Genomic DNA, 15,576 nt, shown 5'->3' on the forward strand with positions numbered 1-15,576 from the left:
ATCTTGCCGATAACCACGATCAGCCTTCCGCGCTCCCCTCGCCTCCCGCGCGGCTGAGGCCGAGCCGGGCCATCTTCTCGTTGAGGGTGCGGCGGGGCAGGTCGAGCTCCTCCAGCACCGGCGCGATGCGCCCGCCATGCCGGCGCAGCGCATCGACGAGGAGGCGGCGCTCATAGTCCTCCATCAGCTCGCGCAGGCGGCCGCGCGGCGCCTCCTGTTCCCCTGCGCCGGGGCCGATGCCGGACCCGGTGACGAGGTCGCGCAAGGGCGGCGCGCCCATCGGCGCGTTGAGCACGAAACGCTCGGCGGCGTTGCGCAGTTCACGGACATTGCCCGGCCAGTCGTGGACTTCGAGAAAGGCGGCATCGTCCGCCGTCAGGGCGACGCCGTCGATGCCGTACTCGGCCATGAAGCGATTGACGAAACTGTCGAACAGCAGGCGGATGTCGCCGCCGCGCTCGCGCAGCGGCGGAATGCGGATCTCCACCGCGTTGAGCCGGTAGACGAGGTCCTGCCGCATCAGGTTGTCCGCCACCGCCTGGCGCGGATCGACATTGGCGGCGCTGATGATGCGGATGTCGACGGGAACGGCGGCGCGGCCGCCGATGCGGTCGACCTCGCGCTCCTGCAGCACGCGCAGGAGCTTGGGCTGCAAGGCCAGCGGCATCGACGGCACCTCGTCGAGGAACAGCACGCCGCGGTCGGCCTGCTCGATCCGCCCGGCGCGGGTGCGGTCGGCACCGGTGAAGGCGCCGGCCTCATGGCCGAACAGCTCCGCCTCGACCATGGTCTCGGGGAGCGCTGCGCAGTTGAGCGCGACGAAGGGGGCCTCCGCCCGCGGCGACAGCTCGTGCAGGGCGCGCGCCACCACCTCCTTGCCGGTGCCGGTCTCGCCGACGATCATCACCGAGGCGTCGGTGCGGGCGAAATGGGCGATCTGCTCGCGCAGGCGGACCATGGCGGCGGCATCGCCGATGAGCCGGGCCGAAAGGCCGCTCATGTCGCTGAGCCGGCGGCTGAGCGCCCGGTTCTCCAGCACCAGCCGGCGGTGATCGGCGGCGCGGCGCACCATCGCCGCCAGCATGTCCGGGTCGAAGGGCTTTTCGATGAAATCGGCCGCGCCCTCGCGCATCGCCTCCACCGCCATCGGCACGTCGCCATGGCCGGTCATCAGGATCACCGGCAGGTCGGGATCGATCCGCCGGGCCTGCCGCAACAGGTCGAGACCGCTGGCGCCCGGCAGCAATACGTCGGAGATGACGCAGCCGGGAAAGTCGGCACCAAGCCGCGAGAGGGCGGCTTCCGCATCCACCGCCTCGACCGGCTCGAAGCCGGCAAGCCGCATCCATTGCCGCAGGCCGGCGCGCATCGACGGATCGTCGTCGACGACGAGGACCGGCGTGCGCGCCCCCTCGCCCGGCCGGGCATCGCTGTCGATGGTCATGCTGTCCTGCTCCCGCGTTGCGCTCACCCGGCCCTCCCCGCGCATTGCCTCTTTGCGCGCTGCCTCCCCGCGCATTGCCTCTTTGCGCGCTGCCTCCCCGCGCATTGCCTCATTGCGCATCAACCGCGTCGAGCCGGCGCGCGTCCTCTTCGCTGCCCTCATCCCCGCCCTGCACCGCAAGCGGCAGGGACAGCACGAAGCAGGCCCCGCCCGCACGGCGCGCGCGCGTCGCAAGGGACCCGCCGAGGTCTTCCACGATCCGCGCCGAGATCGCAAGCCCGAGGCCGAGGCCGGTCGCCGCCGGCTTGGTGGTAAAGAAGGGCTCGAAGATCCGCTCGCGCAAGGTGTCGGGAATGCCCTCGCCATTGTCGAGGATCTCGATGACGGCGCGCCCCTCTTCGATCCGGGCGCGGGCCTCGACGACGGGCGCCGCCACCCCCTGGCAGGCGTCGATGGCGTTGCGCAGCAGATTGACGAGGACCTGCTCGACGCGCAGCGGCGCGGTGTTGGCGGTCATCGGCCGCGACGGCAGGTGCAGTTGCAGGGCGACGCCGGTTTCCTCGACGCGCGGGCGCACCAGCTTGGCGCTGGTCTTCAGGCAGTCGCGCAGGTCGACCGTCTCGATGCGCGATTCGCCGGGACGGGCGAAGCGCTTCAGCTCCTGGGTCAGCGTCGCCATGCGGTGGCGCAGGGCGTCGATCTCGTCGAGATTCTCGGTGACGGCGGCGGTCTCGCCGCGCTGCTGGTAGAGCCTTGCGCCGGAGACGAACATGCCGAGCGCGGCGAGCGGCTGGTTGAGCTCATGGGCGACGGCGGCGGACATCTCGCCGACGGCGGCAAGGCGGCTGGCGCGGGCAAGATCGGCCTGGGTGTCGCGCAACTCCCGCTCGACCCGGCGCCGTTCGTCGATCTCCTCGACGAGGCGGCGGTTGAGATCGCGCAGGGTCGCCGCGTCCTGGCGCAGGCCCGCGGTGACGCGGCCGAGCCTGCGGCTGCGCAGCACCAGCAGCCAGATCGCATAGAGGAGTACGAGGGCGCCGGCGCCGGCCCAGACCACGCCGCGCGGCGCGCGCACCTCGCTCATCGGCGTGAAATAATGGATGGTCCAGTCGAGGATGCCGACCTTCAGCCGGGCCTGGCGCCAGGCGGTGCCGCCGATGACCAGGCGCGTCTGGGCCAGCGGTCCCTGTTGCAGGCTGGCGAGACGGGCATTGCCATATTGCCGGTCGGATCGGATCGCCGCCACCACCATGTCCTGCAGCGGGGCGAGCGAGGAATAGCGCCAGTCGTCGCGGGTACCGAGGAAGACGACACCGTGCACGTCGGTGACGATGACCGTCTCGCCGCCATGGCGCCAATTGGTCTCCAGCCGCTCCATGTCGACCTTGACCACCACCACGCCGCGCGCCGGCGCCCCGGCCGGCGTCGAACGGGCGAAGAAGAAGCCCGGCTCGCCGGTGGTCGCGCCGACGGCGAAGAAACGCCCCTCCTCCCCGTCCCGCGCCTCCTGGAAATAGGGGCGGAAGGAATAGTTGCGGCCGACGAAGGAGCCGGCCGTGTCGAAATTGCTGGCGGCGACCGTGAGCCCGTCCTCGTTCATCACATAGAGCGCGGCGGCGCCGGTCGTCGCCGCGAGTTCCTTGAGGAAGCGGTTGGCCGAGGGCGCCTGTCCCGGATCGGACAGGACGCCGACCGCGCGCGGATCGCGGGCGACGATATAGGGCAGATGGCGGTACTTCTCGAGCTCGCGCAGGATGGTCTCGCGGTAGAGGGTCAGCCGCTCGCGCGCCACCGCATCGCTGCGCAGGCCCGACTGCACCTCCGCCCAGTCGGCGGCGAAGACGGCCAGCAGCAGCACGAGCAGCGGCGGCAAGAACAACAGCGACCGCCGCAGGCGCGGCGGCAAGAACAACAGCGACCGCCGCAGACGCGGCGGCAAGAACAACAGCGACCGCCGCAGACGCGGCGGCAGGCGCCGCGACAGGACGGCGCCGGCGCGGCCGCGCCAGGAGCGCGCCCGATCCCCGGTCGGCTCATCCCCGGCCCCCTGAACCCTGGCCCCCTGATCCCTGGCCGTGGACAGCGCCGTCGCCGGGCCGTATGTCTTTGCACCTGTCATGGCCGGGTCTTGCGGTCCTGATCCACCCCGTCGGGGACATCATTGTTCTGGGAGGAACGCCGATGCAGTTTTCGTTGAGCGAGGAAGAGTATCTCATCCAGGACACGGCGCGAAAGCTCGCCGAGGACAAGATCGCGCCGCTGGCCGAGGAACTGGACCAGGGCGGCGGGCGGGACGCCTTCCTCGCCAATTTGAAACTGCTCGCCGAAAACGGCTTCATGGGCCTCAACATCTCGCCCGACCACGGCGGCACCGGCGCCGGCAGCGTCGCCTTCGCCATCGCGGTGGAGGAGATCGGCAGGGCCTGCGCCTCCACCGGCGTCACCGTTTCCGTCTCCAACATGGTGGCGGAAGTGATCCAGGCGGTGGGCAACGACGACCAGCGCGCCCGCTATCTGCCGCGGCTGACGGACGGCACCTATGCGGCCGGCGGCTTCTGCCTGACCGAAAGCGGCGCGGGCTCCGACCCGGCGGCGATGCGCACGCGCGCCGAGCGCGACGGCGACGACTATGTGCTGAACGGCTCCAAGCTCTACATCACCTCGGCCGAATATGCCGGCGTCTTCGTCGTGTGGGCCGTGACCGACAAGGACGCGCCGAAGGGCAAGGGCATCTCCTGCTTCCTGGTGGAAGCAGACACGCCGGGCCTCGTCATCGGCAAGGCCGAGAAGAAGATGGGCCAGACCGGCTCGGCGACCAACGAGGTGCATTTCGAGAACTGCCGGGTGCCGGCAAGCGCGATGCTCGGCCGCGAGAACGACGGCTTCCGCATCGCCGTCGGCGAACTCGCCGGCGGGCGCATCGGCATCGCCGCGCTGTCGCTGGGCATCGCCCGGGCGGCGATGGAGCGGGCCAAGGCCTATGTGAAGGAGCGCCGGCAGTTCGGCCAGGCGATCTCCGACATGCAGGGCGTGCAATGGATGATCGCCGACCGGGAGACCGAGCTGGAGGCGGCGCGGCTGCTGATCCTGCAGGCAGCGGCGCTGAAGGACGCGGGCAAGCCCTTCGCCCGCGAGGCCTCGATGGCCAAGCTCTTCGCCTCGGAAGCGGCGCAGCGCGCCACCTATACGGCGCTGCAACTGCATGGCGGGGCCGGCTATATCCGCGACTATCCGCTGGAGCGGCTGGTGCGCGATGCCCGCATCACCACGATCTACGAGGGCACCTCGGAGATCCAGCGGCTGATCATCGCCCGCGAGGCGCTGCGCGGCCAGTAAGGCCGGCGGGCGGTCGATCGCCAAACGAAAAGGCCGGCGGGGGCGCCGGCCTTTCCATGCAACGTGTGCAGCAGGGTCAGTCGGACGGCAGGATCACCTTGTCGATGACATGGATGACGCCGTTGTCGGCGCGGATATCGGCGGTGACGACATTGGCCCCGTCGACGGTGACGCCGCTGTCGGACTTCACCACGGTGATCGTGCGGTCGCCCTCGCCCTTCAGCGTCTCGACCTCGGTGGTCGCCGCCGGGATCTGGTCGGAGGTGATCTCCTGGCCGACCACGTGATAGCTGAGGATCGCCACCAGTTGGTCCTTGTTCTCCGGCTTCAGGAGGGTCTCGACCGTGCCCTCGGGAAGCGCGGCGAAGGCCTCGTCGGTCGGGGCGAAGACCGTCAGCGGTCCGGGGCCGGACAGCGCCTCGACAAGGCCGGCGGCCTCGACGGCGGCGATCAGCGTGTTGAACGTGCCGGCCTGCTGGGCCGTCTCGACAATGTTCGCCGCATTCGCGGCCCCGGCCCCGGCCAGAACCGTGGCAAGGGCAGCTCCCATCAAGTACTTGCGCATTTTTGCCTCCATCCAGATTGTCATTTCTCGGGATATCACCGCGCCTGCGGCACGATGCATTCCAGACCTTCTTACGCAGCCGAGGCCGGCCGGATGAAATACTCCGGGGCCAAAATCTTCAGCGATTTAAATCTGATCCGGCCTGTGCGACGATGCGTACCCGCGCATTCGCTGCGGGCCGCCCACGTGTCCGGCCGGCACCAACCGACTGATCCCGATCAAAGATTGATCCCGGTCAAGGACCGGGGCCCCCGGACACCCTAGTTTCGGCACATCTTCCGTCGCAGCCTCTTGGCTTGCTGCGGCATGGTCTCAAATGGAGGGACGCGATCCATGGCTATCAAGGACATTCTCACGCTGGTCGACCTGGCCGGCAAACAGCACGCCGCGGGCGTGGCGCTCGACCTTTCGACCCGCACCGGCGCGCATGCCACGGGCCTGACGATCGCCTTCGAGCCGGTGGTTCCCGGCTTCATCGCCGGGCCGATGCCGGCCGACTATATCGAGATCGCCCGCAACCAGGCGCTGAAGGCGGCGCAGGAAGCCGGCGACACTTTCCGCGAAATGGCCCGCAAGGCCGGCGTTGCCGCCGAGGTGCGGACCGCCGAGGTGATCACCGGCGGCTCCGCCGAGAGCGTGCTCACCCATTGCCGCCTCACCGATCTGGTGGTGATCGGCCAGGACAATCCGGACACGCCGGAGCCGATGCGCGAGCTGCTGATCGAGACGGTGCTGTTCGAGGCGGGCGTGCCCGTGCTGATCGTGCCCTATATCGGCGGCACCATGGAAATGAAGAACGTGATGGTTGCCTGGGACGGCAGCCCGACCGCCAGCCGCGCGGTGCATGCCGCGCTGCCGATGCTGCAGATGGCCAAGAAGGTCACCGTGATGATCGTCGACACCGGGCGCCGCATCACCGACGGCGAGCCGGGCTCCGACATCGCCACCTATCTGGCCCGGCACGGGCTTTCGGTCACCGTCGACGTGGTGCCCCGGCCCGGCTCCGGCGTTGCCGATGCGATCCTCAACTACGTCTCCGACCACGGCATCGACATGATCGCGATGGGCGGCTACGGCCACTCGCGCATGCGGGAGTTCCTGTTCGGCGGCGCGACGCGGGACATCCTCGCCTCGATGACGGTGCCGGTGCTGATGGCGCATTGACACCGCCGGTCGCAGACAAGGCTTCTTCCAGGCGGCGGCCCAGGCCGTTCGCCCGGAAGCGAGGCGCCGCCACATCGGGGGAGTGGCGGCGCCTTTGACTTTCCGGGCCCGGCGCCCCACTCTCCCACCCTGACGCTCGCGCCTGACAGACAGGATGAGTGCCGATGACGATCCGCAATCTCGATGCGCTCTTCCGCCCCGCCTCGCTCGCCGTGGTCGGGCCCAACCGGTTCGGCGCCGAGGCCGCCGACCTGCTGCTGGCGCGCATCGCCGGCGCCGGCTTTCGCGGGCAGATCCTCACCATTGCCTGTCCCGGCAAGGCGGACGCGGCGCCGGCACGGGCCGTGCGATCCCTCGCCGATCTCGACAAGGCGCCCGACCTTGCGCTCTATCTCGGCGCCCCCAAAGATGCGCCGGCCGCCGTCGCCGCGCTCGGCGGAGCGGGCACGCGGGCCGTCGCCGCCCTGTCGCCGGGCTACGACCGCTGGGACGATGCCACCGTGACCGCGACGCTGCAGGCGGCGCGCCCCCACACCCTGCGCCTGCTCGGCCCCGGCAGCCTCGGCATCGCGGCGCCGGCCGCCGGGCTCGCCGCGCATCTGGGCGTGTGCGAGGCCGGTACGGGCGACCTTGCCTTCATCGCCCGTTCCGGCACGGTGGTGAACGCGACCCTGTCCTGGGCCAAGGCCAACGGCATCGGCTTTTCCGCCATCGCCTCGCTCGGCCAGCGCACCGATGTCGACGTGTCGGACCTGCTCGACTGGTTCGCGCTCGACTACCGGACACGGGCGATCCTGGTGCATCTGGAGACCATCGCCAATCCGCGCAAGTTCCTGTCGGCCGCCCGCGTCGCTGCCCGCTCCAAGCCGGTCGTGGTGCTGCGCTCCGGCGCCAGCCGCGAGCGGATCGGCGAGCGCGTCACCCATGCCGGGCGGATCGCGGCGCAGGATGCGGTCTATGACGCGGCGCTGGCCCGTGCCGGCGTGCTGCGCGTCGAGGACATCGACGAGATGTTCGAGGCGGTGGAAACGGTGAGCCGGGTGAAGCCGGTGGCCGGACGGCGCCTTGCCATCCTGGCGACCGGCGGCAGCCTGGCCACGCTTGCCGGCGACCAGTTGGAGCGCCAGGGCGGGCAGATCGCCGAGCTGGACGCGGAGACGACCGCGCATCTGCAGCCGGTCATGCGGCAGGGCGAGACCCGCGCCAACCCGCTGACCCTGCATGAGACCTCCTCGCCCGAACGCTATGGCGAGGCGGCGCGGATCCTGCTGAAGGACCGCAATGTCGACGCGGTGCTGGCGGTGGCCGCCCCGTCCGCCTTCACCCGGCTGGAGGACGTCGCCAGCGAACTGGCCAAGGCCCATGCCGCGAGCCAGTCCGGCTACGGGCGGCGCAAGCCGCTGCTGGTGGCGCTGACCGCCGGCGCCCCGCTGCCGCGCCAGCCGCTCGACGCGGCACGCATTCCCTGCCATGCCAGCGCCTCCGAGGCGGTGCGCTCGTTCATGCATCTGGTGCGCTATGCCGATGCCCGCGAGATGCTGATGGCGGCGCCGCCCAGCCTGCCGGCCGGCTTCACCACCGACAGCGAGCGGGCGCAGCACCTGGTGCGCCAGGCCCTCGACGAGGGGCGCACATGGCTGCACCCCGGCGAGATCTCCGACCTGCTTGCCTGCTACGGCATCCATCAGGTGCCCAGCCGCCTCGCCGCCACGGCGGACGAGGCCGAGATCCTGGCGCGCGAGTTGCTGATGCAGCACGAGCGGCTGGCGCTGAAGCTGGTCTCACCGCAGTTGCCGTTCAAGTCGGATGTCGGCGGCGTCGTGCTGGACCTTGCCACGCCCGAAGCGGCACGCGCCGCTGCCGCGACCCTGCTCCAGCGGATCGGCGCGGCGCACCCCAAGGCCGAGATCACCGGCATCCTGCTGCAGCCGATGGTGCGCTCGCCGAGCGGAACGGAGATCTTCATCGGCCTTGCCGACGATCCGAGCTTCGGCCCGGTGCTGCTGTTCGGCCATGGCGGCACCGGCGTCGAGGTGATGGGCGACGTGGCGCTCGCCCTGCCGCCGCTCGATCTCAACCTCGCCCAGGCGCTGATCCGCCAGACGCGGGTCAGCAAGCTGCTGGCGGGCTTCCGCAACCGGCCGGCGGCCGATCTCGACGCCATCGCCCTGACGCTGGTCAAGGTGGCGCAGATCGCCGTCGACCTGCCGGAGGTGCGCGAGCTCGACCTCAATCCGCTGGTCGCCGACGCGGCCGGCGTCACCGCGCTCGATGCCCGCATCGCCCTCGGCGAGCCGCAGGTGCATCGCGGCCGCCACGCGACCTCGCGGCTGGCGATCGCGCCCTATCCGAAGGAGTGGGAGCAGCAGCTCCAGCTCAAGGACGGCAGCCTGGTCGATATCCGCCCGGTGCGCCCGGAGGACGAGGACCGCTATCGCCGCTTCTTCGAGAAAGTGTCGCCGGACGACCTGCGGCTGCGCTTCTTCGCGCCGGTCAAAGAGTTCAACCACGCCTTCATGCAGCGGCTGGTGCAGCTCGACTATTCGCGCGCCATGGCCTTTGCCGCGCTGACGCCGGGAACGGACGAGATCCTCGGCGTCGTGCGCCTGCATGCCGATCCGGACCACCGCACCGGCGAATACGCGATCATCGTCCAGTCGGACCTGAAGGGCCGCGGCCTCGGCTGGGCCTTGATGCAGTTGATCATCGACTATGCCCGCTCGGACGGCATCGAGACGATCACCGGCGAGGTCCTGAAGGAAAACTCCACCATGCTGGCGATGTGCGAGGCGCTCGGCTTCACCGTGCGCCCCTCCGCCGACGACGACGCCATCGCCAAGGTGACGCTGCCGGTGGCGGCGGCGCAGTTGGGCGGCAGCGAACCGCCTGAACAGACCGCCTGAAGAGCCCACCTGAAGGGCCCGCCCGAACGGCGGGCCCCGCCGGGTCAGCCGGCGCGGATCTGGCTGAGGGTGCGCACCGGGGTGATCGCCTCCGGATCGAGCTTGAGATGCAGCAGCGCCGGCCCGCCGGAGGCTGCCGCCCGCTCGAAGGCCGGGCCGAACTCCTCCGCCGTCAGCACCGTTTCCGCATGGGCGCCATAGGCGCGGGCAAGCGCTGCGAAGTCCGGATTGACGAGGCTGGTCGCCGAGACGCGGCCGGGGAACTCGCGCTCCTGATGCATGCGGATGGTGCCGTACATGCCGTTGTCGACGACGACGAGGATGAGGTTGGCCTTGTCCTGGCAGGCGGTGCCGAATTCCTGCAGGGTCATCTGCAGGCAGCCGTCGCCGGCAAAGCAGACGACGCGGCGGCCGGGCGAATGCAGCGCCGCGGCAATGGCGGCGGGAAGGCCGTAGCCCATCGAGCCGCTGGTCGGGGCAAGCTGGGTGTTGTGCCGGCGGAACCGGTGGAAGCGGTGCACCCAGGTGGCGTAGTTGCCCGCGCCATTGGTCAGCACCGCGTCTTCCGGCAGGTTTTCCTCCAGCCAGTCCATCACCTGCGCCATCTGCAGGGCGCCCGGCACCTGGGGACGTGCACCCGACCAGGCGAGATAATCGGCATGGGCCGCCTCGGCGAGGCCCGACCAGGCGATCTCGTTCGGCGGCTGCAGGCCCTCCAGCGCGGCGGCAAAGCCGATCGGGCTCGCGTGGATCGCAAGGTCCGGCAGGTAGACGCGGCCGAGTTCCTCGGCGCCGGCATGGACATGCACCAGGGCCTGGCGCGGCAAGGGAATGTCGAGCAGCGTGTAGGACTGGCTCGGCATCTCCGACATGCGGCCGCCGACGAGAAGCAGCAGGTCCGCCTCCTTCACCCGCTCGGCCAGCGCCGGGTTGATGCCGATGCCGACATCGCCGGCATAATTGGGATGCAGGTTGTCGAACAGCATCTGCCGGCGGAACGAGCAGGCGACCGGCAGGCGGAAGCGCTCGGCGAAGCGCACCAGCGCGGCGCGCGCCGCCTCGCTCCAGCGGCTGCCGCCGAGGATCACCAGCGGCCGGCGCGCCGCCCACAGGCGCTTTTGCAGCTCCGCCATCTGGGCGAGGGAGGGATGCGTCTCGACCGGGCGGAACGGCGGCAGTTCCATCACCTCGGCGGTTCGGGCGAGCGTGTCCTCCGGCAGGGCGAGGACCACCGGGCCGGGGCGGCCGGAGGTCGCCACATGATAGGCGCGCGACAGCATCTCGGGGATGCGCGCCGGGTCCTCGATCTCGGCGACCCATTTGGCGATGCCGCCGAACATCTGCCGGTAGTCGACCTCCTGGAAAGCGTCGCGGCCGCGCATGCCGGTCTCGATCTGGCCGACGAAGAGGATCATCGGCGTGGAATCCTGCTGCGCGACATGCAGGCCGGCGGCGGCATTGGTGGCGCCGGGGCCGCGGGTGACCATGCAGATGCCGGGCCGGCCCGTAAGCTTGCCGAAGGCCTCCGCCATCATCGCCGCGCCGCCTTCCTGGCGGCACACCGTCACCGGAATGGAGGCATCATGCAGGGCGTCGAGCACCGGCAGGTAGCTCTCCCCCGGCACGCAGAAGACGCGGCCCGCGCCAAGCTGCTCCAGCGCCTTGACCAGCAAAAATCCGCCCGTACCGGAGATCCGGCGCGCCTCGTTCCCGTGCATGTGGCTCCATCCCGCTCGAAAGTGTCGTTGCCTGCCGGTATAGCCGCCGGCGCCCCCCCGCGCAAAGGCACGAGTGTCGGCATCTCATTCCGAACCGGAATGACCCTCGCGTCGGCAGGGCCGTCAGAGCTCCTGCACCGTCACCACCTGGAACGTATGCAACTCGCCGTCCTCGTCGCGGATGGAGACATATTCGCCCGGCACGAAGGCATGGGCGCCGAAGCGGTAGCCGGCCTCGTCGTCCTCGTCGCCGCCGATGTCGTAGTGAAACGCCCAGGAGCCGCCCGGCCGGCGCACCAGATGGCCGATGTCGTGCTCCTCGTCCGCCCAGAACCGCCGCACGCGGCACGCCTCGCGATGCTGCTTCCACAGGACGGCATCGATATGCCCGTCCTCGCCGAGCGGGGCGATGAACTCGTAGCCATGCCGCGCCGAGCCGGCCGGAAACTCGCGGGTGCGGGCAAGGTTGAGGCGGATCTTGCGCAAGGGGGACTGGGCTGTCATCGGATCGGATACTCCCGTGTTGCCGATATTGTTCCGCCAGTGTGCGCCCGCAGGGGCTGCCGACAATGAGCAAAATCAAGCCGGCAACACAATGGCAGCCGGAAACCGGCCTCGCAGCCCTGGACAAAAGGGGGCGGGGCCGGAAACCGGCCCCGCAGCCCTGGACAAAAAGGGGGCGGGGCCGGAAACCGGCCCCGCAGCCCAAGACGAAAAGGGGGCGGGGCCGGAAACCGGCCCCGCCCCGGGGGTCAAACGCTGCCGCCTGGGAGGGGGAAAGCGGGCCGCGTCGAACCCGAACCGTTGCTGTCAGACGGCGATGGCGCGCAGCGGCAGAGCCTGGATCGGCGCGGCCGCGCGCTCGGCGGCAGGACGGCGGCGGCGGACGCCCTGATAGGCGAGGCCGTGATGAAACTCGCAGTAAGAGCGGCCATTCTCGGCCTCGTGGCTGCAGAAGTGGAAGTCGGCATCCGCCGGATCGCCGATCGGCCACTTGCAGGTGCGGCTGGTCAGCGTCATCAGCGTGACGCGGTCGCCCTGCTCCGCCTGAAAGCCGGTCTCGAGCACAAGGCCGAGGTCGCGCTGGAACTGCTTCTCCATGATGCTCTCACGCGGCGCCGGCCGGGCACCGACCAGGGCGAGCGACGGCTTGCCGCGCTGGACCCGCGGCTTGGGGCGGTGGCTGGTGGCCGGAGACCGCTTGGGAAGCCCCATGCGATGGGCCTTGCCGATCACCGCATTGCGCGTGATGCCCGCCATCACATAGGCGATCTGGCTGGCGCTGAGCCCCTGCAGCCACAGCTTCCTGAGCAGATCTTCGCGTTCCTGAGTCCAAGCCATGTTCAGCCCCGCTTTCCTGACCGAGAGGAAGCCTTGCCCGAGGCGAAGGTTTCCCGTTCCGCCAGAGCCCTGTCGGGCACTGGCGGTTGCCAATATTCTGTCGTGTTCGGTAGCGATCTCGATCGCCGTTTCCAGGTTCCGGGCCTTGTCGCCCGACGCCCTTGCGTTACCCGATGAACGTGCCATCGACTATGCGTATTGTATAGTTAACAAAAACTTAATGCGTCAATTGATTGGGGTTTTCAATGTGAATTCTACTTCTTTTTCTCAAGTATTATTGAGTTTATAGATTTAACGACAATGTCGACGACGTCTTTCTGGAATTTTCTGCTTATATCTTCTTGCTGCTGAGCGGGGTGCGCAAAGTCCATACGGTCAGATATAGAAAAGACAAGCTTCTGCCTCTCTTTCCTCATTTCAAGGATCCCGTCCGCGCACATTTTCTCCACCTTTCTGCGCACGGTCGAGTAGGGAATGTCGGTTTCCTCAGAGATAGTTTCAATATCCGCATCGATCTTGTTCGCATTCGCAATGGCTATCGTCGTCAGGATCATAAGCTGACCAAGATCATTTACCTCGTATTCCTCCATGAAACGGAACATGAGACTGAAGAACATCTCATAGAGGCGGAGGATCCGATGAGCCTGAGTCGGAAGTTCGTCGTCCTGCAGCGACATCGCGATCCTCCCTCGGCTCCACCTTCGTCATTTTGACGATGTTTCACCATTTCCCGGGGCGATTCCCGACCATGCAAGCCGCAAGGCGCCCGGACGTTGCGTAATCCCCTGAGTATTTTGGGTCTCTTTTCAGATTTTCCACAAATTTTAAGGATATCGGGGTTGCGCCGGCTCAATCGTTGGCAATGTCGTAAACCATCGCCATGACCGCCTTCACCATGTCGACGCTCATGTCCGTCGCCGTCTCGCCGTTGGCGCAAGCCGGCGGGGACACCAGGTAAACGACTGACTTTCCGCGCCGTTCCTTGAGAACACGGCCATCGTCCAGATAGGGCTTGAGACGTCGCTCGATGGTCGAGCGCGACGATCCGAGCTTTTCGGCAAGCAGTTCGGCGTCCATCGGCGCGCCGCGCAGGTCGGCAATGGCGATGAGGACGAGCAACAGCACATCGGAGATGTCGCGCGCGTCGAGGCGCTCGCCGATCTGCAGCGTCAGGTCATAATAGGTTTCGAGCAGCCGACGCGTCCGGTAGCCGGTCGCGCCGCCGGCATCGCCGGCGGATCCGTTGTCCTGCGTCATGTCCCCCACCCGCCCGTTGTTGTTGTGTGCGGCGGTCCGTCTCCAGCCTGCCCCAAGACACGGGCGCGAGGCAAGGCGAACCGGATCACCCGCCGCCGGCAAAGCGTCGCAGACGGCAAGCGGGCGCCGGAGCCCAACGGGACACGGTCATCGGAACATGGAAGGAACCGACAGGGGGAAACGAGGGGGGAAACGACAGGGGGGGGGGGAGAAACTGTCAGGGAGAGCGAATGGTACAGACGGTTGGAGTTGAACCAACGACCTTCGGAGCCACAATCCGACGCTCTAACCAACTGAGCTACGTCTGCACGTCAATTCGGTGGCGGAACCTAGTTTGAAACGGCGGTGATTGCAAGAGGCGCAAACCGCCTTTCGGCCCGTTCGTCCACAAGCTGGTGCCGCGCCGGACGATGCCTGGCCGCGACGCAAAGAGCCCGGACCTTGCGGCCCGGGCTCGATGTCGGTCCGGTCGTCGACCGGAGGCGGATCAGGCTGCCTTGAAGTCCTTGGACGCCTTCTCGACGGCACCCTTGAACGTCTCGTTCATCTCGCCGGCCAGCTTGGTGGTCAGCTCCTGCATGTCCTTGGCCTGGGCGCCGAGAGCGTCGAACTGGGCGCGGGCGAAGGAGGTCTGCAGCTCGATCGCCTCGGCCAGCGTCTTCACCTCGAACAGGTCCTTGACGAACTGGAACGTGGCGTCGGTGTTGGCGCGAGCCGCGTCGACGGCCTTGTGGTTGAAGTCCAGCACGCTGCGGCGGGTGGTCTCGAAACCGTCCTCGAGGAGGTCGGTCGCGTCCTCGGCAGCGGTCTTGAGCTTGGCATAGGCCTCACGCGCCTGCTCGATGCTCTTCTCGGCCAGCTCGCGGGTCACGGCGGGGATTTCCATCTTGGGCATGGTGAAAGCCTCGAATGTCGGGAAAGCGGTCACGGTCGCATCAGCGGCCTTGGCGGTCTTGGCGCGCGTCGTCTTCGGCGCGGCGGCAACGGTCTTGGTCTCGGTCTCGGTCATGGTATGCTCCTTTGGCAGAGACATCGCCCTGGAGCGGTCTGCCTTGCGGGAATGCCTGCGACCTGAACGCCGGATGCGCTGGTCGCCCTCTACAGGTCTCTATATAGCAAAGGGCATTGTGCATTGCAACATTAATATTGCATCGCACAATGCCCGGATCCGAAAAGGCCTGTTCCGGCCGGAACAGGCCGCGGCGGCTCCCGCTCAGTCCTTGACCTTGCGCGCCACGTCCTGCGCCGTCTTCGCGGCCTTGTCGCCGAGTTCGCGCACCTGCTCGCCGAGCGCTTCCATCTGCTTCTTCAGATACTCGCTCTGCAACTGCATCATCTCCTGCGGGTCCTTGGCCCGGACCATCTTCTGGGCGAGATCGAAGGCCGCAGAGACATGCTCCTCGGTGAATTCGAGCGCCGCACGGCCCATGTCGCCGGCCCCGGCCTTGACCGTCTGCGCGGTCTGCTCGGCGCTGCCCACCGCCTTGCGGGTCGCCGACATGTACTCGTCGAAGGCCTTGCGGGCCTGATCGACGCTCTGGTCGGCGAAGTCGCGCATCTGTTCGGGAATTTCGAAACCTGTCTTGCCGCTTTTCGTCACGATGGCTCTCCTTGACCCAAGTGAATGTCCCCTGCGAGATGACCCGGCGAGATGACCCGCGGGATGGCCCTGGCGGTCAGGCCCTGGCCGCCGCAACCTCCGCCGACCTTAGCGGAAAACCCGCCCGATGGGAGCCCCATGCGCGAAACCAACCGGCCGCCGTCACATCGTCGCCCCAGACCTCGATTAACCACAGTGCAAGAGAAACCGGTCATTCACGGCCCCTGGCGTGGACGACTCGAATGCGA

Annotated in this window: 13 protein-coding genes and 1 tRNA gene; 3 read left to right on the forward strand and 11 right to left on the reverse strand. The window is 68.4% G+C overall.

From position 1 onward, the window contains the following. Positions 1-19: 19 nt before the first annotated feature. Complete coding sequence (locus TSB10P1A_RS06325; protein ID WP_305849895.1) at positions 20-1,471, reverse strand: sigma-54 dependent transcriptional regulator; 1,452 nt, start codon at positions 1,469-1,471, stop codon at positions 20-22. Positions 1,472-1,553: 82 nt separating this feature from the next. After that, positions 1,554-3,317 carry an ATP-binding protein gene (locus TSB10P1A_RS06330; RefSeq protein WP_186387048.1) on the reverse strand — a complete coding sequence of 588 codons (1,764 nt, stop codon included), beginning with the start codon at positions 3,315-3,317 and terminating at the stop codon, positions 1,554-1,556. A 308-nt stretch (positions 3,318-3,625) separates the two neighbouring features. On the opposite strand from TSB10P1A_RS06330, the gene TSB10P1A_RS06335 reads away from it, so the two are divergent. Beyond that, complete coding sequence (locus TSB10P1A_RS06335) at positions 3,626-4,780, forward strand: acyl-CoA dehydrogenase family protein (RefSeq protein ID WP_186387049.1); 1,155 nt, start codon at positions 3,626-3,628, stop codon at positions 4,778-4,780. Positions 4,781-4,856: 76 nt separating this feature from the next. On the opposite strand, the gene TSB10P1A_RS06340 is transcribed toward TSB10P1A_RS06335, so the two are convergent. Next, on the reverse strand, positions 4,857-5,345 hold the full coding sequence (locus TSB10P1A_RS06340; RefSeq protein ID WP_186387050.1) for a fasciclin domain-containing protein: 489 nt from the start codon (positions 5,343-5,345) through the stop codon (positions 4,857-4,859). 333 nt (positions 5,346-5,678) lie between these two features. Between TSB10P1A_RS06340 and TSB10P1A_RS06345 the strand changes: the two genes are divergently transcribed. Continuing rightward, on the forward strand, positions 5,679-6,509 hold the full coding sequence (locus TSB10P1A_RS06345) for a universal stress protein (RefSeq protein ID WP_186387051.1): 831 nt from the start codon (positions 5,679-5,681) through the stop codon (positions 6,507-6,509). A 164-nt stretch (positions 6,510-6,673) separates the two neighbouring features. After that, on the forward strand, positions 6,674-9,412 hold the full coding sequence (locus TSB10P1A_RS06350) for a bifunctional acetate--CoA ligase family protein/GNAT family N-acetyltransferase (protein WP_186387052.1): 2,739 nt from the start codon (positions 6,674-6,676) through the stop codon (positions 9,410-9,412). A gap of 44 nt (positions 9,413-9,456) precedes the next feature. Here TSB10P1A_RS06350 and TSB10P1A_RS06355 read toward each other — a convergent pair whose 3' ends face one another. From TSB10P1A_RS06355 to TSB10P1A_RS06390, 8 genes are all read right to left on the reverse strand, one after another. Further along, positions 9,457-11,130, reverse strand: coding sequence for a thiamine pyrophosphate-binding protein (locus TSB10P1A_RS06355; protein WP_186387053.1), 1,674 nt, complete (start codon positions 11,128-11,130; stop codon positions 9,457-9,459). A gap of 123 nt (positions 11,131-11,253) precedes the next feature. After that, positions 11,254-11,634, reverse strand: a complete 381-nt coding sequence (locus TSB10P1A_RS06360; protein ID WP_186387054.1) for a hypothetical protein — start codon at positions 11,632-11,634, stop codon at positions 11,254-11,256. A gap of 306 nt (positions 11,635-11,940) precedes the next feature. Further along, positions 11,941-12,471: a GcrA family cell cycle regulator gene (locus TSB10P1A_RS06365; protein ID WP_186387055.1), complete on the reverse strand. Its 531-nt coding sequence runs from the start codon at positions 12,469-12,471 to the stop codon at positions 11,941-11,943. A 254-nt stretch (positions 12,472-12,725) separates the two neighbouring features. Next, a complete protein-coding gene (locus TSB10P1A_RS06370) occupies positions 12,726-13,148 on the reverse strand; it encodes a hypothetical protein (protein WP_186387056.1) in 423 nt (140 codons plus the stop codon). A gap of 172 nt (positions 13,149-13,320) precedes the next feature. Next, complete coding sequence (locus TSB10P1A_RS06375) at positions 13,321-13,728, reverse strand: hypothetical protein (RefSeq protein ID WP_186387057.1); 408 nt, start codon at positions 13,726-13,728, stop codon at positions 13,321-13,323. 231 nt (positions 13,729-13,959) lie between these two features. After that, positions 13,960-14,036 (reverse strand) — tRNA-His (locus TSB10P1A_RS06380). Between the two features lie 179 nt (positions 14,037-14,215). Further along, the gene (locus tag TSB10P1A_RS06385; protein WP_186387058.1) at positions 14,216-14,737 is read right to left on the reverse strand and encodes a phasin; all 522 of its coding nucleotides are present in this window, start codon (positions 14,735-14,737) and stop codon (positions 14,216-14,218) included. A gap of 204 nt (positions 14,738-14,941) precedes the next feature. Then, positions 14,942-15,328, reverse strand: a complete 387-nt coding sequence (locus tag TSB10P1A_RS06390; RefSeq protein ID WP_244293004.1) for a phasin — start codon at positions 15,326-15,328, stop codon at positions 14,942-14,944. Between the last annotated feature and the right edge of the window lie 248 nt (positions 15,329-15,576).

The organism is Stappia sp. TSB10P1A (assembly GCF_900185725.1).
GTDB lineage: Bacteria > Pseudomonadota > Alphaproteobacteria > Rhizobiales > Stappiaceae > Stappia.